Annotated in this window: 15 protein-coding genes and 1 pseudogene; 14 read left to right on the top strand and 2 right to left on the bottom strand. The window is 63.1% G+C overall.

From position 1 onward, the window contains the following. Nucleotides 1-35: 35 nt before the first annotated feature. Nucleotides 36-1,499 (top strand): APC family permease, encoded by a 1,464-nt coding sequence (locus tag DIE03_RS10540; RefSeq protein WP_185658138.1) that lies wholly within the window; start codon nt 36-38, stop codon nt 1,497-1,499. A 78-nt stretch (nt 1,500-1,577) separates the two neighbouring features. Here the strand turns inward: DIE03_RS10540 and DIE03_RS10545 are convergent, their stop codons facing one another. Beyond that, nucleotides 1,578-2,258 carry a substrate-binding domain-containing protein gene (locus tag DIE03_RS10545; RefSeq protein WP_260434849.1) on the bottom strand — a complete coding sequence of 227 codons (681 nt, stop codon included), beginning with the start codon at nt 2,256-2,258 and terminating at the stop codon, nt 1,578-1,580. 36 nt (nt 2,259-2,294) lie between these two features. Then, nucleotides 2,295-2,471: pseudogene (locus tag DIE03_RS39060) on the bottom strand (LysR family transcriptional regulator); the annotation flags it as partial. A 548-nt stretch (nt 2,472-3,019) separates the two neighbouring features. Here DIE03_RS39060 and DIE03_RS10550 point away from each other — a divergent pair. The 13 genes from DIE03_RS10550 to DIE03_RS10610 all read left to right on the top strand — a co-directional run bounded on the left by DIE03_RS10550 (nt 3,020) and on the right by DIE03_RS10610 (nt 14,936). Then, nucleotides 3,020-3,997, top strand: coding sequence for a thiamine pyrophosphate-dependent dehydrogenase E1 component subunit alpha (locus DIE03_RS10550; RefSeq protein WP_124450014.1), 978 nt, complete (start codon nt 3,020-3,022; stop codon nt 3,995-3,997). 12 nt (nt 3,998-4,009) lie between these two features. Next, entirely contained in the window at nt 4,010-5,017 is a 1,008-nt protein-coding gene (locus DIE03_RS10555) for an alpha-ketoacid dehydrogenase subunit beta (protein ID WP_048985726.1), read from the top strand. Between the two features lie 6 nt (nt 5,018-5,023). Then, entirely contained in the window at nt 5,024-6,145 is a 1,122-nt protein-coding gene (locus tag DIE03_RS10560) for an acetoin dehydrogenase dihydrolipoyllysine-residue acetyltransferase subunit (protein ID WP_124450016.1), read from the top strand. 35 nt (nt 6,146-6,180) lie between these two features. After that, complete coding sequence (locus tag DIE03_RS10565; protein WP_260434850.1) at nt 6,181-6,978, top strand: SDR family NAD(P)-dependent oxidoreductase; 798 nt, start codon at nt 6,181-6,183, stop codon at nt 6,976-6,978. A 27-nt stretch (nt 6,979-7,005) separates the two neighbouring features. Further along, complete coding sequence (locus DIE03_RS10570; RefSeq protein ID WP_050011214.1) at nt 7,006-7,419, top strand: heme-binding protein; 414 nt, start codon at nt 7,006-7,008, stop codon at nt 7,417-7,419. Next, nucleotides 7,400-8,239 carry a putative hydro-lyase gene (locus DIE03_RS10575; RefSeq protein ID WP_409364418.1) on the top strand — a complete coding sequence of 280 codons (840 nt, stop codon included), beginning with the start codon at nt 7,400-7,402 and terminating at the stop codon, nt 8,237-8,239. Before DIE03_RS10570 ends, DIE03_RS10575 begins: the two co-directional genes overlap by 20 nt. Before the next feature lie 16 nt (nt 8,240-8,255). Next, nucleotides 8,256-8,573 carry a hypothetical protein gene (locus DIE03_RS10580; RefSeq protein WP_124450018.1) on the top strand — a complete coding sequence of 106 codons (318 nt, stop codon included), beginning with the start codon at nt 8,256-8,258 and terminating at the stop codon, nt 8,571-8,573. A gap of 73 nt (nt 8,574-8,646) precedes the next feature. After that, nucleotides 8,647-9,096, top strand: coding sequence for an OsmC family protein (locus DIE03_RS10585; protein WP_109342654.1), 450 nt, complete (start codon nt 8,647-8,649; stop codon nt 9,094-9,096). 54 nt (nt 9,097-9,150) lie between these two features. Next, nucleotides 9,151-9,447 carry a putative quinol monooxygenase gene (locus DIE03_RS10590; protein WP_109342653.1) on the top strand — a complete coding sequence of 99 codons (297 nt, stop codon included), beginning with the start codon at nt 9,151-9,153 and terminating at the stop codon, nt 9,445-9,447. 65 nt (nt 9,448-9,512) lie between these two features. Continuing rightward, on the top strand, nt 9,513-10,298 hold the full coding sequence (locus DIE03_RS10595) for a LamB/YcsF family protein (protein ID WP_124450205.1): 786 nt from the start codon (nt 9,513-9,515) through the stop codon (nt 10,296-10,298). Next, nucleotides 10,291-11,895, top strand: coding sequence for an urea amidolyase family protein (locus tag DIE03_RS10600; RefSeq protein WP_109342651.1), 1,605 nt, complete (start codon nt 10,291-10,293; stop codon nt 11,893-11,895). The genes DIE03_RS10595 and DIE03_RS10600 overlap by 8 nt, the downstream gene beginning before the upstream one ends. Then, nucleotides 11,892-13,604, top strand: a complete 1,713-nt coding sequence (locus DIE03_RS10605) for a biotin carboxylase N-terminal domain-containing protein (protein WP_124450020.1) — start codon at nt 11,892-11,894, stop codon at nt 13,602-13,604. The genes DIE03_RS10600 and DIE03_RS10605 overlap by 4 nt, the downstream gene beginning before the upstream one ends. Nucleotides 13,605-13,769: 165 nt before the next feature. Beyond that, nucleotides 13,770-14,936 (top strand): Gfo/Idh/MocA family protein, encoded by a 1,167-nt coding sequence (locus DIE03_RS10610; protein ID WP_181365762.1) that lies wholly within the window; start codon nt 13,770-13,772, stop codon nt 14,934-14,936. Nucleotides 14,937-15,062 lie beyond the last annotated feature (126 nt).

Genomic DNA, 15,062 nt, shown 5'->3' on the forward strand with positions numbered 1-15,062 from the left:
CGATATGTTGGAGGCGTAAGGAGATGGAGGTGGAGATGGAGATGAAACTGAATATGGAAGACGTTCAAATAGAAGCGTCTCCGCAGAAGAAGCTGTCGGGCAGCATGGGGGCCGTCGGTCTGGCGCTTACCGTCCTGGCGTTCTCGGCCCCGTTGACGACCGTATCGGGTTACATTCCGTTCGCGCTGATGTTCGGTGGAGTCGGCAGTCCCGTGATCTTCGTATTGACGACGCTCGTATTGCTGCTGTTTTCCGTCGGCTATGTGACGCTCAACAATATCGTGAAGCGTCCCGGTGACTTCTATGCGTTCATCAGCTATGGCATCGGAAAATCGACGGGCCTCGGTTCCGGCATACTCGCAGCGGTCTCGTACTTCCTGCTCCTCGCAGGCGTCACGTCGTTCTTCGGCGTATCGTGCTCCGATCTCGTGCACGACATGACTGGTACGTCGATTCCGTGGTACTGGCCGACGCTCGCGTGCTGGCTGGTGGTTTCGATGCTGGGATACCTTCATGTGGAGCTGTCCGCCAAGGTGCTGACGTGGGTGATGATTCTCGAGATCGTCGTCTGTCTGGCGTTCTCGTTCGGTGTGCTGGCGAAAGGTGGCGTGCCGGGTGTTTCCGCATCCGCGCCATTCATGCCGAGTCAACTGGCGAACAGTACCAACGTACCGTTCTGCATGCTGTTCACCGTGTCGTTCTTCATGGGATTCGAGGCTACCGCCCTGTTTCGCGACGAAGTGAAGATGCCGGACCGGACGATTCCGCGTGCGACGTATGGTGCCGTCATCTTTATCGGCGTGATCTACACGCTGTGTGCGTACGCGATGATCATGGCTTACGGGCCGCAGGTTCAGTCGATCGCGGCCAAGACTCCCGCGGCGATGTTCCCTGACGCCTTCGCGAAATTCGTGAACCCTGGCCTGCACCTGATCGTTTCGGTGCTGGTAATGACGTCGGCGTTTGCGGCGAGCCTGTCCACACAGAACGTGCTTTCGCGCTATATGCACAACCTTGGCACGGACGGCGCGCTTCCCCGCTTCCTCGGGAAGGTGCACGCGAAGCACGAGTCTCCGTATCTTGCTTCGATGACCGTTTCGGTCATGGTGCTGTGCGTGCTGATGCCGTTCATCCTGATGGGCGCCAAACCCGATCTGCTTTACGGGCAACTTTCCGGCGTCGGGACGTCGGGCATCATCATCCTGATGACCATCGTCAACATCTCGTCGTTGGTCTGGTACGTTCGTCGAGGCAGGCAACAGGGCGTGAGTTTCGCCAAGTCGTTTCTGGCACCGGCGATTTCATCGGTATTCTTCATCGCGCTGGTTTATCTCGTGGCTGCACACTTCGACGTGCTTGCGGGCGGTGACCCCGGGCAGTACGTTTGGATGTTCTACTGCCTGATCGGTGTGCAGGTCGCGGGCATGGCACTTGCCCAATACTTCAAGCACCGGCGCCCCGAAGTCTTCGAATGCCTGGGGCGCAGCCAGAACGGTTGACGATGGTGACAAGCCAGGACTCGCAGAGTCCTGGCTTTTTTTGCGTTTGCGCCAAGCAAGCGCGGCGTGGCGTGGCGACTAGCGCCCTTCGTAATGCGCGGCGACGTTCTGCGCGAGCCCGGCAACGATCGCACTCAGCGGCATGTCGACGCGGCGAACGAAACTGGCGGTGAACGGCATCACCGGCATTTCGTGGCCGGTGTCGATTCGGCGCAGCCGGCCGCTCGACAGGTGTTCGGCCACGACGTGGTGCGGAATCGCCGCGATGCCGATGCCGTCGAGCGTCATCCGGACGATCGACGACAGCGACGAGTTGCCGAAGATTCTCACGTGATGCAGATGCGACCGATCGAACATCTCCTTTAGCTGCATGTACGGACGTGTCGATCTGGAGAACGTGATGATCGGATGCCGCGCAAGATCGCTTAGCGTGAGGCTGGCCGCGTCGCATTCAAAATCCGACGAGACGATCCAGCTGATCGGATAGCTGCACAACGGCAGATTCTCCGCGTTGCTCGCATTCACGGGGCCCATCAGGAGCGCGACGTCGATCGTGCCGTCGGCGAGCCCCGCGGTCAGGTTCGGCGTGGCGTCGACATTGACCTCGAGCGTGATCTCCGGATATTCGATGCTGAGCCGCTTGAGCAGCGCGGACAGCCATGTGTGCACGATCGTGTCCGACGCGCCGAGCTGAACCGTCCCGCTCAGGGCCGTCCGGCCAGCGACGGCCTCGACCATTTCGGCACTCAGCGAAATCATTTGCTCCGCGTAGACAAGCAGTTGCCTGCCCTTGATGGTCAGGAAGCAACCTCGCTTGTCCCGCTCGAATAGACGTCCCTTCAGTTGCTGTTCGAGTTGCGCGATGCGCGCGGATACAGCGGGCTGTGTCGTGTGCAACCTTTCCGCGGCACGGTGAAATCCCCCCAGCTGGGCGACGGCGTAAAAGGTCTCCAGGTTTCGAAGATCGATCATGTGGCGAACTCCACCCGCGTGGGGAATAGCGATTCGATCGCGCGTATCCGAATGTCGATCGGCGATCGGACGAGGCGACGCATATCCCCGATGCGGGGAAGGTTCGATCGATCATAGCGACGAAGGTTGGGGTGCTCAACACAGAACACCTGATTCGGGGGAAAGCTGACGCGCTGCGATTTCTTTCTCCACCTTTAGGTGGACGAACCTCATCAGGCGCACCACTAGAATTTCAACAACGCTGAAACGAACGGCGCCTTCGTGGCGGTTGAAGCGAGCAGTCGATGATCGATCGCGATCGCACGGTTCCGGTGTCGACGTGATTCCATGATCGGGATGCGGACTGGCGCTCACGCACTGATAAGAATCGGTGATCGCGCGAAATCGCCAATCACAATTGGACCGGACGAAATTGAACGGCGACGATTGAAATGGCATGTCGGCACTGCTGTCGCGATATTCGTGGGGCGAGCCGGATTTGCAACACGGTTGAGTGTGTCGCGTCGAAGCGCACAGCTACGCACACCATTTAAATTAAGGAGATTGGAATGTCCGCCTTGAAGTTTCCCAGTGAGCGGCTCGTGGACGCTTATCGCGCCATGCGAACGATTCGCCGCTTCGAGGAGCGCGTGATGGACGAGATGGCGACCGGCGACATTCCGGGCAACACCCATCTTTGTGCCGGGCAGGAGGCGAGTGCCGTCGGCGTGTGCCTGCACCTGACGGACAAGGACTACATTTCGTCGACCCATCGCGGGCATGGTCACAGTATTGCCAAGGGATGCGATATCGGCGCAATGATGGCCGAGCTGTTCGGGCGTGCGACGGGAACGTGCGGCGGCAAAGGCGGCTCGCAGCATATCGCTGACCTGCGCAAGGGGATGCTGGGCGCGAACGGCATCGTGGCCGGCGGTGCGCCGATAACGTGCGGCGCCGCGCTCACGGCGAAGTTACTCGGCACCGGTGGCGTGGCGGTTGCGTTCGCAGGTGACGGTGCGATGAACGAAGGCGTGATGTCGGAGAGCTTCAACCTCGCGAAGATCTGGATGCTTCCGATCGTCTTCGTGATCGAGGACAACGGCTTCGGCGAAGCGACGGCAAATTCGTTCGTCTCGGCCGGCAGCTTCACGCGGCGCGCGCAGAGCTACGACATTCCTGCTGCCGAAGTCGACGGCACCGACTTGTTCGCGGTCTACGAGGCCGCCGGCCAGGCGATCGATCGTGCCCGCAATGGCGGCGGCCCGAGCCTGCTGCAGATTCACGTGCCGCGCTACTACGGTCACTACAGCGGAGACCCCGACAACTATCGCACGCCGGAAGAAAAGAAGGCCATGCGCCAGGAGCGCGATTGCGTTGCCAATTTCCGCAGGCAGGTGCAGGAAGGGTCGCAAGTGGCCAGCGGCGAGTTGGACGCGATCGACGCGCAGATCGAGACCGAGATCGACGCCGCCGTGAGTGCCGCACGCGCAGCCCCGTTCCCGCCGCTTTCGGCACTGACCGCCGACGTTTACGTGAAGTATCTGTAAGGACCCACAGCAATGGCAAAGAAATCGTTCCGTCAAGCGTTGAATGACGCGCTGCACTCGGAGATGGCGCGTGATCCGCGCGTGATCATGATGGGTGAGGATTTGACCGGCGGCGCCGGCGCCAACGGCGTCAAGGATGCGTGGGGCGGTGCTTTCGGCGTGACGCGCGGGCTTCTCGACGCCTACGGCCCCGAGCGCATTCGCGATACGCCGATCAGCGAGGCCGCATTCGTCGGCGCGGCCGCCGGCGCGGCCCTCACGGGTTTGCGTCCGATCGCCGAACTGATGTTCGTCGACTTCGCCGGCGTGTGTCTCGACCAGATCATGAATCAGATCGCGAAGTTCCGGTACATGTTCGGCGGTCGCGCCAAGACGCCGCTCGTGATTCGCGCGACGTACGGTGCCGGCACGCGCTCGGCCGCGCAGCACACGCAGGCGTTTTATCCGATCTTCACGCACATTCCCGGCCTCAAGGTCGTGATCCCGTCGAATCCGTACGACGCGAAAGGCCTGCTGCTCCAGGCGATCCGCGACGACGATCCGGTGATCTTCCTCGAAAACAAGATGCTGTACGACACCGTGGGCGAAGTGCCCGACGGCGCATACACGATTCCGTTCGGCGAGGCGCGGGTGGTGCGGGACGGGAAAGACGTGCTGATCGTTGCGCTCGGCCGCATGGTCGGCGTGGCGGAGACGGCCGCTCGCCTCCTCGCGGCAGACGGCGTGTCGGCATGCATCATCGATCCGCGCACGACGTCGCCGCTCGACGAGGACACGCTGCTCGAATACACCGAGGACATCGGACGGGTCGTGATCGTCGACGAGGCGAATCCGCGCTGCAGCGTCGCGACGGATATCTCCGCGCTGCTGGCCGACAAGTGCTTCGACTCGCTGAAGGGGCCGATCCGGCTCGTGACGGCGCCGCACACGCCGGTGCCGTATGCACCGAACCTGGAAGACGCGTACGTGCCGTCGCCGGAAGCCGTCGTGAATGCCGTCAAGTCGATTCTGAAGGGGTAATCAATCATGTCGTTCATTGAAGCCGTCACCATCCCCAAGTGGGGGATGACGATGACCGAAGGCACCGTGCTCGAATGGCACGCGAAGGAGGGAGACAAGGTCGAACGTGGCCAGGAACTCCTCGAGGTCGAATCCACGAAGGTCAACAACGTGGTGGAGGCGACCGTGTCCGGGATCCTGCGGCGCATCGTCATCGACGAGGGCGAAATCGCGCCGGTCGGCGCGCTGATCGGCGTCATCGCCGATGAAGCGGCGACCGAGGAGGAAATCGACGCGCTTGTCGCAAGCTACGCGCATCGCCTGAATGCGGACGACGGCGAGGCGGGCGGTGTGGTCGCACCGAAGGCGGTCGCCGTGTCCGGCGGCAGCGTGAACGTGCTGGAGCTCGGCCCCGAAAGCAACGAAACCGTGTTGTTCATTCACGGCTTCGGCGGCGACCTGTCGACCTGGCTGTTCAACCAGGGCACGCTCGCCGAGCAGTTCCGGACGATCGCGGTGGACCTTCCCGGGCACGGCGCGTCGACGCCGATTACCGGTGGCGGTGTGATCAAAAAGATCACTGTGGCGGTCGAGGAAGCGGCGAGCGCGATCACGTCCGGGAAACTGCACCTGGTCGGTCACTCGTTTGGCGGCGCGATCGCCGCGGCCTTCGCGGCCGCCAACCCGTCGCGGGTCGCATCGGTGACGCTCATCGCGCCAATCGGCCTGGGCAAAGAGATCAACCGCTCGTTCGTGACCGAATTCGTCGCTGCGGAGCGCCGCCGTCCGCTTCAGGCCGCGCTGGAGAAGCTGTTTGCCGATCCGTCGAAGATCACGAGCGAAATGGTCGAGGGCACGCTTCAGTTCAAGCGGCTGGAAGGCGTCCAGGAGGCGCTGTCCGCGATCGCCGACACCATCGCCGACGAAAACGGCCAGGTTCAGACGATCGGTGCGATGCTGGCTGGACTCACCTGCCCCGTGATGCTGCTCTGGGGCGAGCGCGACGCCATCATTCCGGTCGCGCAGGCCAACGACCTGCCGTCCACGGTGCAGTTGCGCGTGATTCCGGACGTCGGCCATATGCCGCAAATGGAGGCAGCGTCGGTCGTGAACGATGCGCTGCTGGAGAACATCCGTCGCGCCCGATAACCGCTCGTGCCGGGCGGCGGGACGCCGATTCGGCGATGTGGAGCGGTTATCGGCGCAGTGATCTTGAGGAAACAGTCATGTCAGGACGTTTGACAGGCAAGCGGGTACTTCTGACCGGCGGCGTTGCCAATATCGGTCTCGCCATTCTGGAGTCGTTCGTTGCCGAAGGTGCGACCGTGTCGGTCGTCGATATCGATGAGGTCAAGGGCCGCGCGCTCGAATCCCGGTTCGGCGACAAGGTGCGTTTTTTTCGAACCGACATCTCGAGCGAAGACGAGATCAAGGCCGTCATCGAGAAGTCGTCGGAATGGATGCGCGGCATCGACACGTTGTGTCTGAATGCCGGCGTCCAGCTCTCCGGGCGGATCGAGCAGTTCAGCACCGAGAGCTGGGACAAGGTCTTCGGGATCAACGTGCGCGCCAACTTCATTTTCGCGCGCGAGTCGCTCCGTCACCTGAGAGCCGCGAAGAAGTCGTCGATCGTGATGATGTCGTCGCTCGCGGGCAAGCGCGGCGGCACCGGCCTCGCATGCTACTCGGCGTCTAAGGCGGCCATCATTGGTCTGACGACCACGCTTGCAATCGAGCTCGCGCCGGACGGCGTGCGTGTCAATGCCGTGTGTCCCGGCTGGATCGATACGCCGTTCAATCAACCGGTGATCGATTTCATGGGTGGCCGCGACAAGCAGGAGTCGGTGGTTCGGACGGCTATCCCCCTCGGCCGACAGGCGACGCCGGACGAGGTCGCGCCGCTGTTTGTCTACCTCGCATCGGACGAGTCGTCTTACGTCACCGCGCAGGCAATCAATGTCGATGGCGGCGCGTACAACTGACTGCCGGACAGAATCGGGAAGAAGCCAATGAGCAAGCAGATCACAAATGAAGCCGCACGGCGGGCGATCGAAGCGGGCGTCGCGAAGGCGAACGAACTGGCGCAGCGCTCGTCGTTGTCGATCGTGGATGCGGGCGGCCACCTTGTTGCGTTCACACGCGTGAACGACGCGGCGTTCGGCACGATCGAAATTGCGCACAACAAGGCGTATACCGCCGCAGCACTGCGGTTCCCTACCGATTACTGGATGAATTTCGTTCAGCCCGGAGCCGAGCTCTACGGGCTCGAGCGCGCGGCGTCCCGCCCGCTGGTCGTGTTCGGCGGCGGCCTGCCGGTGAAGCACGGCGACGAGGTCATCGGTGGGGTAGGCGTGTCGGGTGGTCCGGAGGAAGCGGACGTGGCGATTGCGCGTGCGATGGTTGCTGCGCTCGGCGAGAACTGAACATCTTCCTGCAAAGGTGCTTTCAATGGAATCGACTGCAGGTACGCGGACGATGTCGGCCGACCAGGTTCGGCTGCTGATTCGCGACGGCAAGCTGCGTGCGCCGACGACGGGATACGCCGATGGCTTCATGCAGGCAAATCTGGCAATTCTGCCGAAGATGTACGCAGATGATTTTCGCGAGTTTTGCCGAATCAACCCCAAGAGCTGTCCGCTGGTGGGAGTCGGGCAGCCCGGCAACCCGGGGCTGGACGGACTGGGCGCGATCGACATTCGGACCGATGTGCCCCGCTACCGCGTGTACCGGAACGGGGTTCACACCGATACGGTCGACGATCTGGTCGATCTGTGGCGTGACGATCTCGTGACGTTTGCGCTCGGTTGCTCGTTCTCGTTCGAGAGCGCGATTCTGCAGGCGGGAATCGACATTCGCCACATCAGTGCGAACCGGAACGTGCCGATGTACGTGACGAATATCCAGACGACGGCCGCGGGGCCGTTTCGCGGCCCGATGGTCGTGTCGATGCGTGCGTTCAAGCCCGCCGATGCGATCCAGGCGATCGTGCTGTCGGAACGGTTTCCGCTCGCGCACGGCGCACCGGTTCATATCGGCGACCCGGCGACCATCGGGATTCGCGACGTCACCCGGCCGGAGTTCGGCGATCCGCCGGTGATCGAGGCCGGTGACATCCTCGGGTTCTGGGCCTGCGGGGTCACGCCGCAGATGGCACTTCAGGCGGCGAAACCGGTCTTTGCGATCACGCATGAACCGGGGTACATGCTCGTCACGGATTTGCCGGCGAATGCGGCGGCCGTTTGAGCCAGGAGTCGTTGCAATGTTCGATGCAGAAATCGCCGCGAAGCTGCTCAATCGCGGCACATCGCAGGCGTCGGACCAATGTGGCAGGCAATACCTTGACGTGTTGCGCGAGGGACAGCTCGATTTTTCTCACCGAATCGAGCGTCTAGCCGTAGAGGGCGCCGGTTCCGAGGTTCCTCGCGAAATCGAATGGCTGACATTCGGCGACGGCTCCCGCGCGTTGCGCATTCGTACCGACGGTGCGCAAACGGGCTGGAGCGAATGGGTTTCGATTGCGAAATCCGGCGGCGCCGAATCGATAAAGAGTGCGAACAAATATATTGCGGCGCAATGATACGGCGAGGCTGTCTCAGCCTGCCCGCAATGGAAATTGACTGATTGGCGGGGAAGCTCGCCGGGAGACACCGATGTCCGAGCATGGCGTCCGACTGGAATGGACGATCGAGCAGCACCACGAGCGGGAAGGGACCTATAGCCGGGACCACCGGGCGATCATCAGCCCGACGGTGACGATCCCTGTATCCGCGGCTCCCGACTATCTCGGGAACGAACGTCTGGCCGATCCGGAGCAGTTGCTCGTCAACGCGCTCGCGAGTTGCCACATGCTGTACTTCCTCGCGCTCTGCGAAGGAAGCGGGTATGCGGTCGCATCATACTCCGACGATGCAGTCGGGAAAGTCGAGAAAAGCGCGGACGGGTTTCACTGGGTATCCGAAATCGTGCTCAGGCCCCGCGTGACCTTCGCGTCCGAAAAGCAGCCGAACCAGGCGCAACTCGAGCGGCTGCATCACCGAGCGCACAAAGGGTGCTTCATCGCCAATTCGATCAAGTCGAAAGTGGAAATCGATCTCGGCTGATTTTTGACCGGGATCGGTTGCCAGCCGATCAACAAACGTAGTGAGGAAAGTGAGATGAAGAAGGAAGGTCTGGTCGTGGTTGCAACCGTCGTTGCCCGATCCGGCAACGAAGACGTGCTGCGCGAAGCGTTGAAGGAGCTGGTGCCGTACGCAAGGACGGAGCCGGGGTTCATCCAATACGATCTTCACGAATCCGCGGATACACCGGGGCAGTTCGTCTTCTACGAAATCTGGGAAGACGAAGCCGCCCTCGAGACCCATTCGAATACTGAGTTCGCGAAGGCGTTCGGCGCACGGGCGGGGCAATGGATCGAATCCGTCTCGCTCAGCAAGTTCCGGAAAATCGCGTGATCCGCGCACGAACGCCCGAGCGGCATCGCGTGTTCGTGCACTGAAGAAATCCTGTGGGCAGCGTCATGGTAAGCATTGATTTGAACTGCGATCTCGGTGAGAGCTTCGGCGCCTGGCGGATGGGCGACGATGCGGCGATGCTCGACATCGTGACGAGCGCGAATGTTGCCTGCGGTTTTCATGCCGGCGATCCGGCGGGGATCTATACCGTGCTGCATGAAGCGGCACGGCGCGGCGTCGCCGTCGGCGCGCACGTCGGCTATCGCGATCTGGTGGGCTTCGGACGTCGCAACATGCAGCCATCCCACGCAGAACTGACGGGCGACGTGATCTACCAGATCGGTGCGCTGCAGGGGCTTGCAAAGGCCGCGGGCACGTCGATTCGCTACGTGAAGCCTCACGGCGCGCTGTACAACACGATCGCGCATGATACCTACCAGGCGGCGGCTGTCATCGACGCGATTCTGGCGATCGATCCGACGCTCGTGCTGATGGTGCTCGCCGGCGCACCTGTTGCTGATCAGGCGCGTGAAGCCGGCCTTGCTGTCGTCGGCGAGGCATTTGCCGACCGCGCGTACAACGTGGATGGAAGCCTCGTGAATCGCCGCGCGGAAGGGGCGGTCATTCACGATCCAGACGTCGTTGCGCGTCGCATGCTGCGGTTCGTGCAGGAGGGTGTCGTGACCGCGATCGACGGCACAGACATCACGATCGACGCACAGTCGATCTGCATCCACGGAGACAACCCGTCGGCCGTTGCAACTGCTCGCTTGCTGCAAACGCAACTCGCCGCGCGCGGCGTCGCGCTTCGGCCATTTGCCGGGGAGTGCAGGGGAGAGAACCGTGTCTGAGCAGATGCGCATCCTTTCGGCCGGCTCTGCCGGCATGCTGGTCGAGCTCGAGAGTCTCGAAACGACGCTGGCGCTTCTCGACCGGCTGCTCGCGAGCGAAGTGGACGGCGTCGACGAAGTCGTTCCGGGCGCGCGCACCGTGCTGGTTCGCTTCGACCCGGCTGTCATCGATCGCGCGGCGCTGATCGAGCGGCTCGGGCAGCTGGACGTGTCCGTTCGCCGGGAGCGCGGCGGGAGCATGTTCGATATCCCGGTTTCCTACGTCGGAGAGGATCTGGGCGCGGTTGCCGAACTGCTGGGATGGTCCGTGGCCGAGCTCGTCCAGCGACATCTGGATGCGGTCCACTCGGTCGCGTTTACCGGATTTGCACCGGGGTTCGCGTATATGACCACCGACGATCCGGGATTCGACGTTCCCCGACGCAAGACGCCTCGAGTGCGCATCCCGGCGGGCTCGGTCGCGATCGCGGGCAAATTCAGCGGGATCTATCCCTCGGATAGCCCCGGGGGGTGGCAGCTTCTCGGCACGACGCAGGTGCCTATGTGGGACGCGACGCGTCCGCGTGCGGCTTTGCTTGCACCCGGCGATCGGGTTCGTTTCCGCGATGCGAGCAAAGGTTCGGCCGTTCCGGTAGCGGGGTGGCCGGTGCGGGCGCCGACGCCGGTGCGCCAGGTTTCGGGCACCGGCATTCTGGTGACGCGTGCGGATCGCCCGGTGCTGTATCAGGACCTCGGGCGGCCCCGACAGGCTGACCAGGGTGTCTCCGTGTGCGGTGCCGTCGACAGCGCCGCGCTGCGGCTCGCGAACGCCTGTGTCGGCAATCCGGGCAGTCGCGCCGCGCTCGAAGTGATGTTCGGCGGCCTTTCGCTGGTGCCCGATCGCCCGGTGACCCTCGCAGTGACGGGGGCGCCGTGCCCGATTTCGATTCGCGATGCGAATGGCCGCGTGACGGTGATCCCTCACTCGCGTCCTTTTGCCGTCGATGCGGGCGAGGAAGTCACGCTCGATATGCCCGGCCGCGGCATGCGGAGCTACGTCGCATTGCGCGGCGGGTTCGTCGTCGAGCGCACGCTGGGGTCTGCGTCGACCGATACGCTTTCGAGGATCGGCCCGGCGCCGATCGTTTGCGGCGATGTCCTGGTCCCGGCCGACGAGGCCGCTACGTTCGTCCAGTCGGAGCTGCCGGCCGCGCGGCCGCTTCCGTGCGAAGGCGACGTAGTCGATGTCGACGTCGTCCCGGGGCCGCGCACCGACTGGTTCACCGACGAAAGCGTTGCACGGTTTTTGTCGCAGGAATGGCGCGTCACGCCCGAGTCGAGCCGCGTCGGCATGCGACTGTCGGGCGACCTGGTACTGGCGCGGCGCGACGACGCGGAGCTACCGTCGGAAGGCACGTTGTTCGGATCGATTCAGGTGCCGCACAGCGGTCAGCCGGTGGTGTTCCTGACCGATCACCCCGTCACCGGCGGGTACCCGGTGATTGCCGTCGTCGCGGCCCATCATCTCGGCATGCTCGGGCAGATTCCGATAGGCGCCCGCATCCGTTTCAACCCGATATCCGCATTCGATCCGCAAGTGAAGGAACTTGTTCGATGAAGAAGCTGCTCATCGCCAATCGCGGCGAAATCGCCATTCGCGTCATTCGCGCCGCGCGCGACTACAACGTGACATCGGTCGCAATCTACTCGGACGCGGATGCCGGTTCGCTGCATGCCGAACTGGCCGACGAAGCGTACGGGCTGGGTGCGGGCCGCCCGGCGGAGACTTATCTCGACATCTCGAAGATTCTGGCGATCGCCCGTCGCGCCGGTGCCGACGCGGTCCACCCGGGCTACGGCTTCCTGTCCGAACGCGCGGAGTTCGCCCAGGCGGTCATCGATGCCGGACTGATCTGGGTCGGCCCGTCGCCGGAGGTCATCACCGCGCTCGGCGACAAGGTGCAGGCCCGGCGTATCGCATCGAAGGTCGGCGCGCCGCTGGTCAGGGGATCCGATGGGCCGTTGAACAGTGCGTCGGACGCGGTGGCCTTCGCACGGGAGGTGGGCTTGCCGCTGGCGATCAAGGCCGCGTTCGGGGGCGGAGGGCGCGGTATGAAGATCGTCCGACGCATCGAAGACGTCGCGGAGATGTTCGATTCGGCCGTCCGCGAGGCGACGGAGGCGTTCGGCCGGGGCGACTGCTACGCTGAACAGTTTCTCGACCGTCCGCGCCATATCGAGGCGCAGATCATGGCCGACCATCACGGCAACACCGTCGTGCTCGGCACGCGCGACTGTTCGCTGCAGCGCCGAAACCAGAAGCTCGTGGAAGAGGCTCCCGCGCCTTTCATCACCGACGAGCAGCGCGCGCGCATTCACGACGCGGCGCGAAGGATATGTGCCGAGGCCGGCTATACGGGGGCGGGCACGGTCGAGTTTCTGCTTTCTCAAGACGGGGTCATCTCGTTTCTCGAGGTGAACACGCGGTTGCAGGTCGAGCATCCGGTGACGGAGGAAACCACCGGTGTCGACATCGTGATCGAACAACTGCGCATCGCGGATGGCCTTCCTGTGTCGATTACGGCGACGCCGGAGCCCCGCGGTCATGCGATCGAATTCCGTATCAACGCGGAGGATCCGGGCCGAGGCTTCCTGCCGACACCAGGCGCGATCACGCGCTTTCGTCCGCCCGCGGGGGCCGGGGTGCGGCTCGACTCCGGGGTCGAATCCGGCTCGCAGATTCCTGGGCTGTACGACTCGCTGATGGCCAAGCTGATCATTACCGGCGATACGCGCCAACAAGCACTCGCGCGCGCCCGTCGCGCGCTCGCCGAATTCGATATCGAAGGCGTGGCGTCGGTGTTGCCTTTCCATCGGGCGGTGCTCGAGGACAAGCGCTTCACGGGCGACGATGGCTTCAAGGTTCATACCAACTGGATCGAAACGGAGTTCGGCGGGGTCGAGCCTTCCGGACGCGTCGCGCCGGCTGACGGAGGCCTGCTGCAGAGCTTCATCGAGATCGACGGAAAGCGTCACACGATCGGTTTGCCCGCGTCGCTGTTTGCGAACGTTGGTTCCTCGCGCGCATTCGACGACGCGGTGAAGGCGGAAACGGGTGCCGACATCGTGACCGCGCCGGTTCCCGGCACGCTGCAGAAATGGCTGGTGGAAGAAGGGGCGACTGTAGCGGAGGGCGATGCCGTTGCCATCATGGAAGCGATGAAGATGGAAATGCGTGTAGTCGCACCGAGAGGTGGGCGAATCCGGATCCAGGGGGAAGCCGGATGTCCGGTCACGGCGGGCGAAAAGATCGCGGTTATCGAGTAAGGAGCGAAGGAGACATTGAATCGAATTTGAGTTGTCGAGATGTAGAAGGTATACGTCATGTGATTCGGAATCCTGAGTGACTGGCGAACAATCAAATTGATGTCGGAAGAGTCAAGGAATCGGCTGAGTGCGTCACGAGTACGACAGCCTTATTGGAGGAAAACCGTGAAAAAACTGAATGTCGCTCTGGTGGGCACTGGCTTCATGGGCAAGGCCCACTCCATCGCTACTGCCGTGGTGCCGATCCTGTTCGGCTCGCCGGTGGAAATCGAACGCAAGGTCGTGGTCGACATCGACGACGAACTCGCACGCAATGCAGCTGCGCAATATGGGTTCGCCGAGCACGCGACGGACTGGCGAGAAGTCGTGTCGCGCCCGGATATCGATATCGTCGACATCTGCACGCCGAACGACACGCACGCGGCGATCGCGATCGCCGCCGCGAAGGCGGGTAAGCACGTGATGTGCGAGAAGCCGATGGCGATGACGGTAGCCGACGCGGAAGCCATGCATGCGGCCGCGAAGGAAACGGGCGTGGTCACGATGATTTCGTACAACTACCGCCACACGCCGGCGCTGCAGATGGCCAAGCGGTTGATCGACGAAGGGCGTATCGGCGAGATCCTGACGTTCCGCGGCTACTACCTGCAGGACTGGGGCGCGGATCCGAGCACGCCGCTGTCGTGGCGCTTCAACAAGGAGAAGGCCGGTTCGGGCACGCTTGGCGATATCGGCACGCACGTCATCGATGCGGCGCGCCTGCTCGTCGGCGAGTTCGAATCGGTGAACTCGATCGTCAAGACCTTCATCGCCGAGCGGCCGCTGCCGGCTGGCCGTTTCTTCGGCCCGGCAGGTCAGGCATCGTCGGAAAAGGGCAAGGTCGACGTCGACGACATGGCCATGACGATGATCAAGTTCAGCAACGGCGTGTGCGGAACGATCGAAGTGACGCGCAATGCGTGGGGCCACCACAACCAGCTCGGCTTCGAAATCCACGGTACCCGTGGCTCGATTGCGTTCGACTATCAGCGCCTGAACGAACTGCGTGTGGCGTTCGCGGACGATCCGTCGGACGCGTTCGGCTTCCGCACGATCTACTCGGGCCCGCATCAACCGTTCGGCGACAAGCTGTGGCCGGTTGCCGGGATGGGGCAGGGCTACATCGATATCAAGTCGATCGAGTGGTACAACTTCCTGCAGGCCATCGCCGGGAACCAGCCTGCCGCGCCGAACTTCGAGGACGGTGTCCAGATCGAGCGCATCGCGGATGCGATCCTCGTGTCGGGGAAAAGCGGCGTGTGGGAACACATCCAGCAGCCGGCTCGCGGATAACACGGCCGCCGCCTGAAGCCGTGCGGAGGCGGTGAGTTCCTCGGTGAGTGGCGAATCGGTAACGCGGCTCGTCGGTAATGGATCCGGCGAGCGCCTCCTCATCTGCGGTCAGCGTCGAAGCATCAC

Origin of the sequence: Burkholderia sp. Bp8992 (assembly GCF_003853705.1) — a bacterium.
Lineage (GTDB): Bacteria > Pseudomonadota > Gammaproteobacteria > Burkholderiales > Burkholderiaceae > Burkholderia.

Excerpts from the sequence above, each read along its gene's own strand:
- DIE03_RS10540 (WP_185658138.1), top strand. The coding sequence starts at position 36 with ATGGAGATGAAACTGAATATGGAAGACGTTCAAATAGAAGCGTCTCCG.
- DIE03_RS10545 (WP_260434849.1), bottom strand. The coding sequence starts at position 2,258 with ATGATTTCGCTGAGTGCCGAAATGGTCGAGGCCGTCGCTGGCCGGACG.
- DIE03_RS10550 (WP_124450014.1), top strand. The coding sequence starts at position 3,020 with ATGTCCGCCTTGAAGTTTCCCAGTGAGCGGCTCGTGGACGCTTATCGC.
- DIE03_RS10555 (WP_048985726.1), top strand. The coding sequence starts at position 4,010 with ATGGCAAAGAAATCGTTCCGTCAAGCGTTGAATGACGCGCTGCACTCG.
- DIE03_RS10560 (WP_124450016.1), top strand. The coding sequence starts at position 5,024 with ATGTCGTTCATTGAAGCCGTCACCATCCCCAAGTGGGGGATGACGATG.
- DIE03_RS10565 (WP_260434850.1), top strand. The coding sequence starts at position 6,181 with ATGTGGAGCGGTTATCGGCGCAGTGATCTTGAGGAAACAGTCATGTCA.
- DIE03_RS10570 (WP_050011214.1), top strand. The coding sequence starts at position 7,006 with ATGAGCAAGCAGATCACAAATGAAGCCGCACGGCGGGCGATCGAAGCG.
- DIE03_RS10580 (WP_124450018.1), top strand. The coding sequence starts at position 8,256 with ATGTTCGATGCAGAAATCGCCGCGAAGCTGCTCAATCGCGGCACATCG.
- DIE03_RS10585 (WP_109342654.1), top strand. The coding sequence starts at position 8,647 with ATGTCCGAGCATGGCGTCCGACTGGAATGGACGATCGAGCAGCACCAC.
- DIE03_RS10590 (WP_109342653.1), top strand. The coding sequence starts at position 9,151 with ATGAAGAAGGAAGGTCTGGTCGTGGTTGCAACCGTCGTTGCCCGATCC.
- DIE03_RS10595 (WP_124450205.1), top strand. The coding sequence starts at position 9,513 with ATGGTAAGCATTGATTTGAACTGCGATCTCGGTGAGAGCTTCGGCGCC.
- DIE03_RS10605 (WP_124450020.1), top strand. The coding sequence starts at position 11,892 with ATGAAGAAGCTGCTCATCGCCAATCGCGGCGAAATCGCCATTCGCGTC.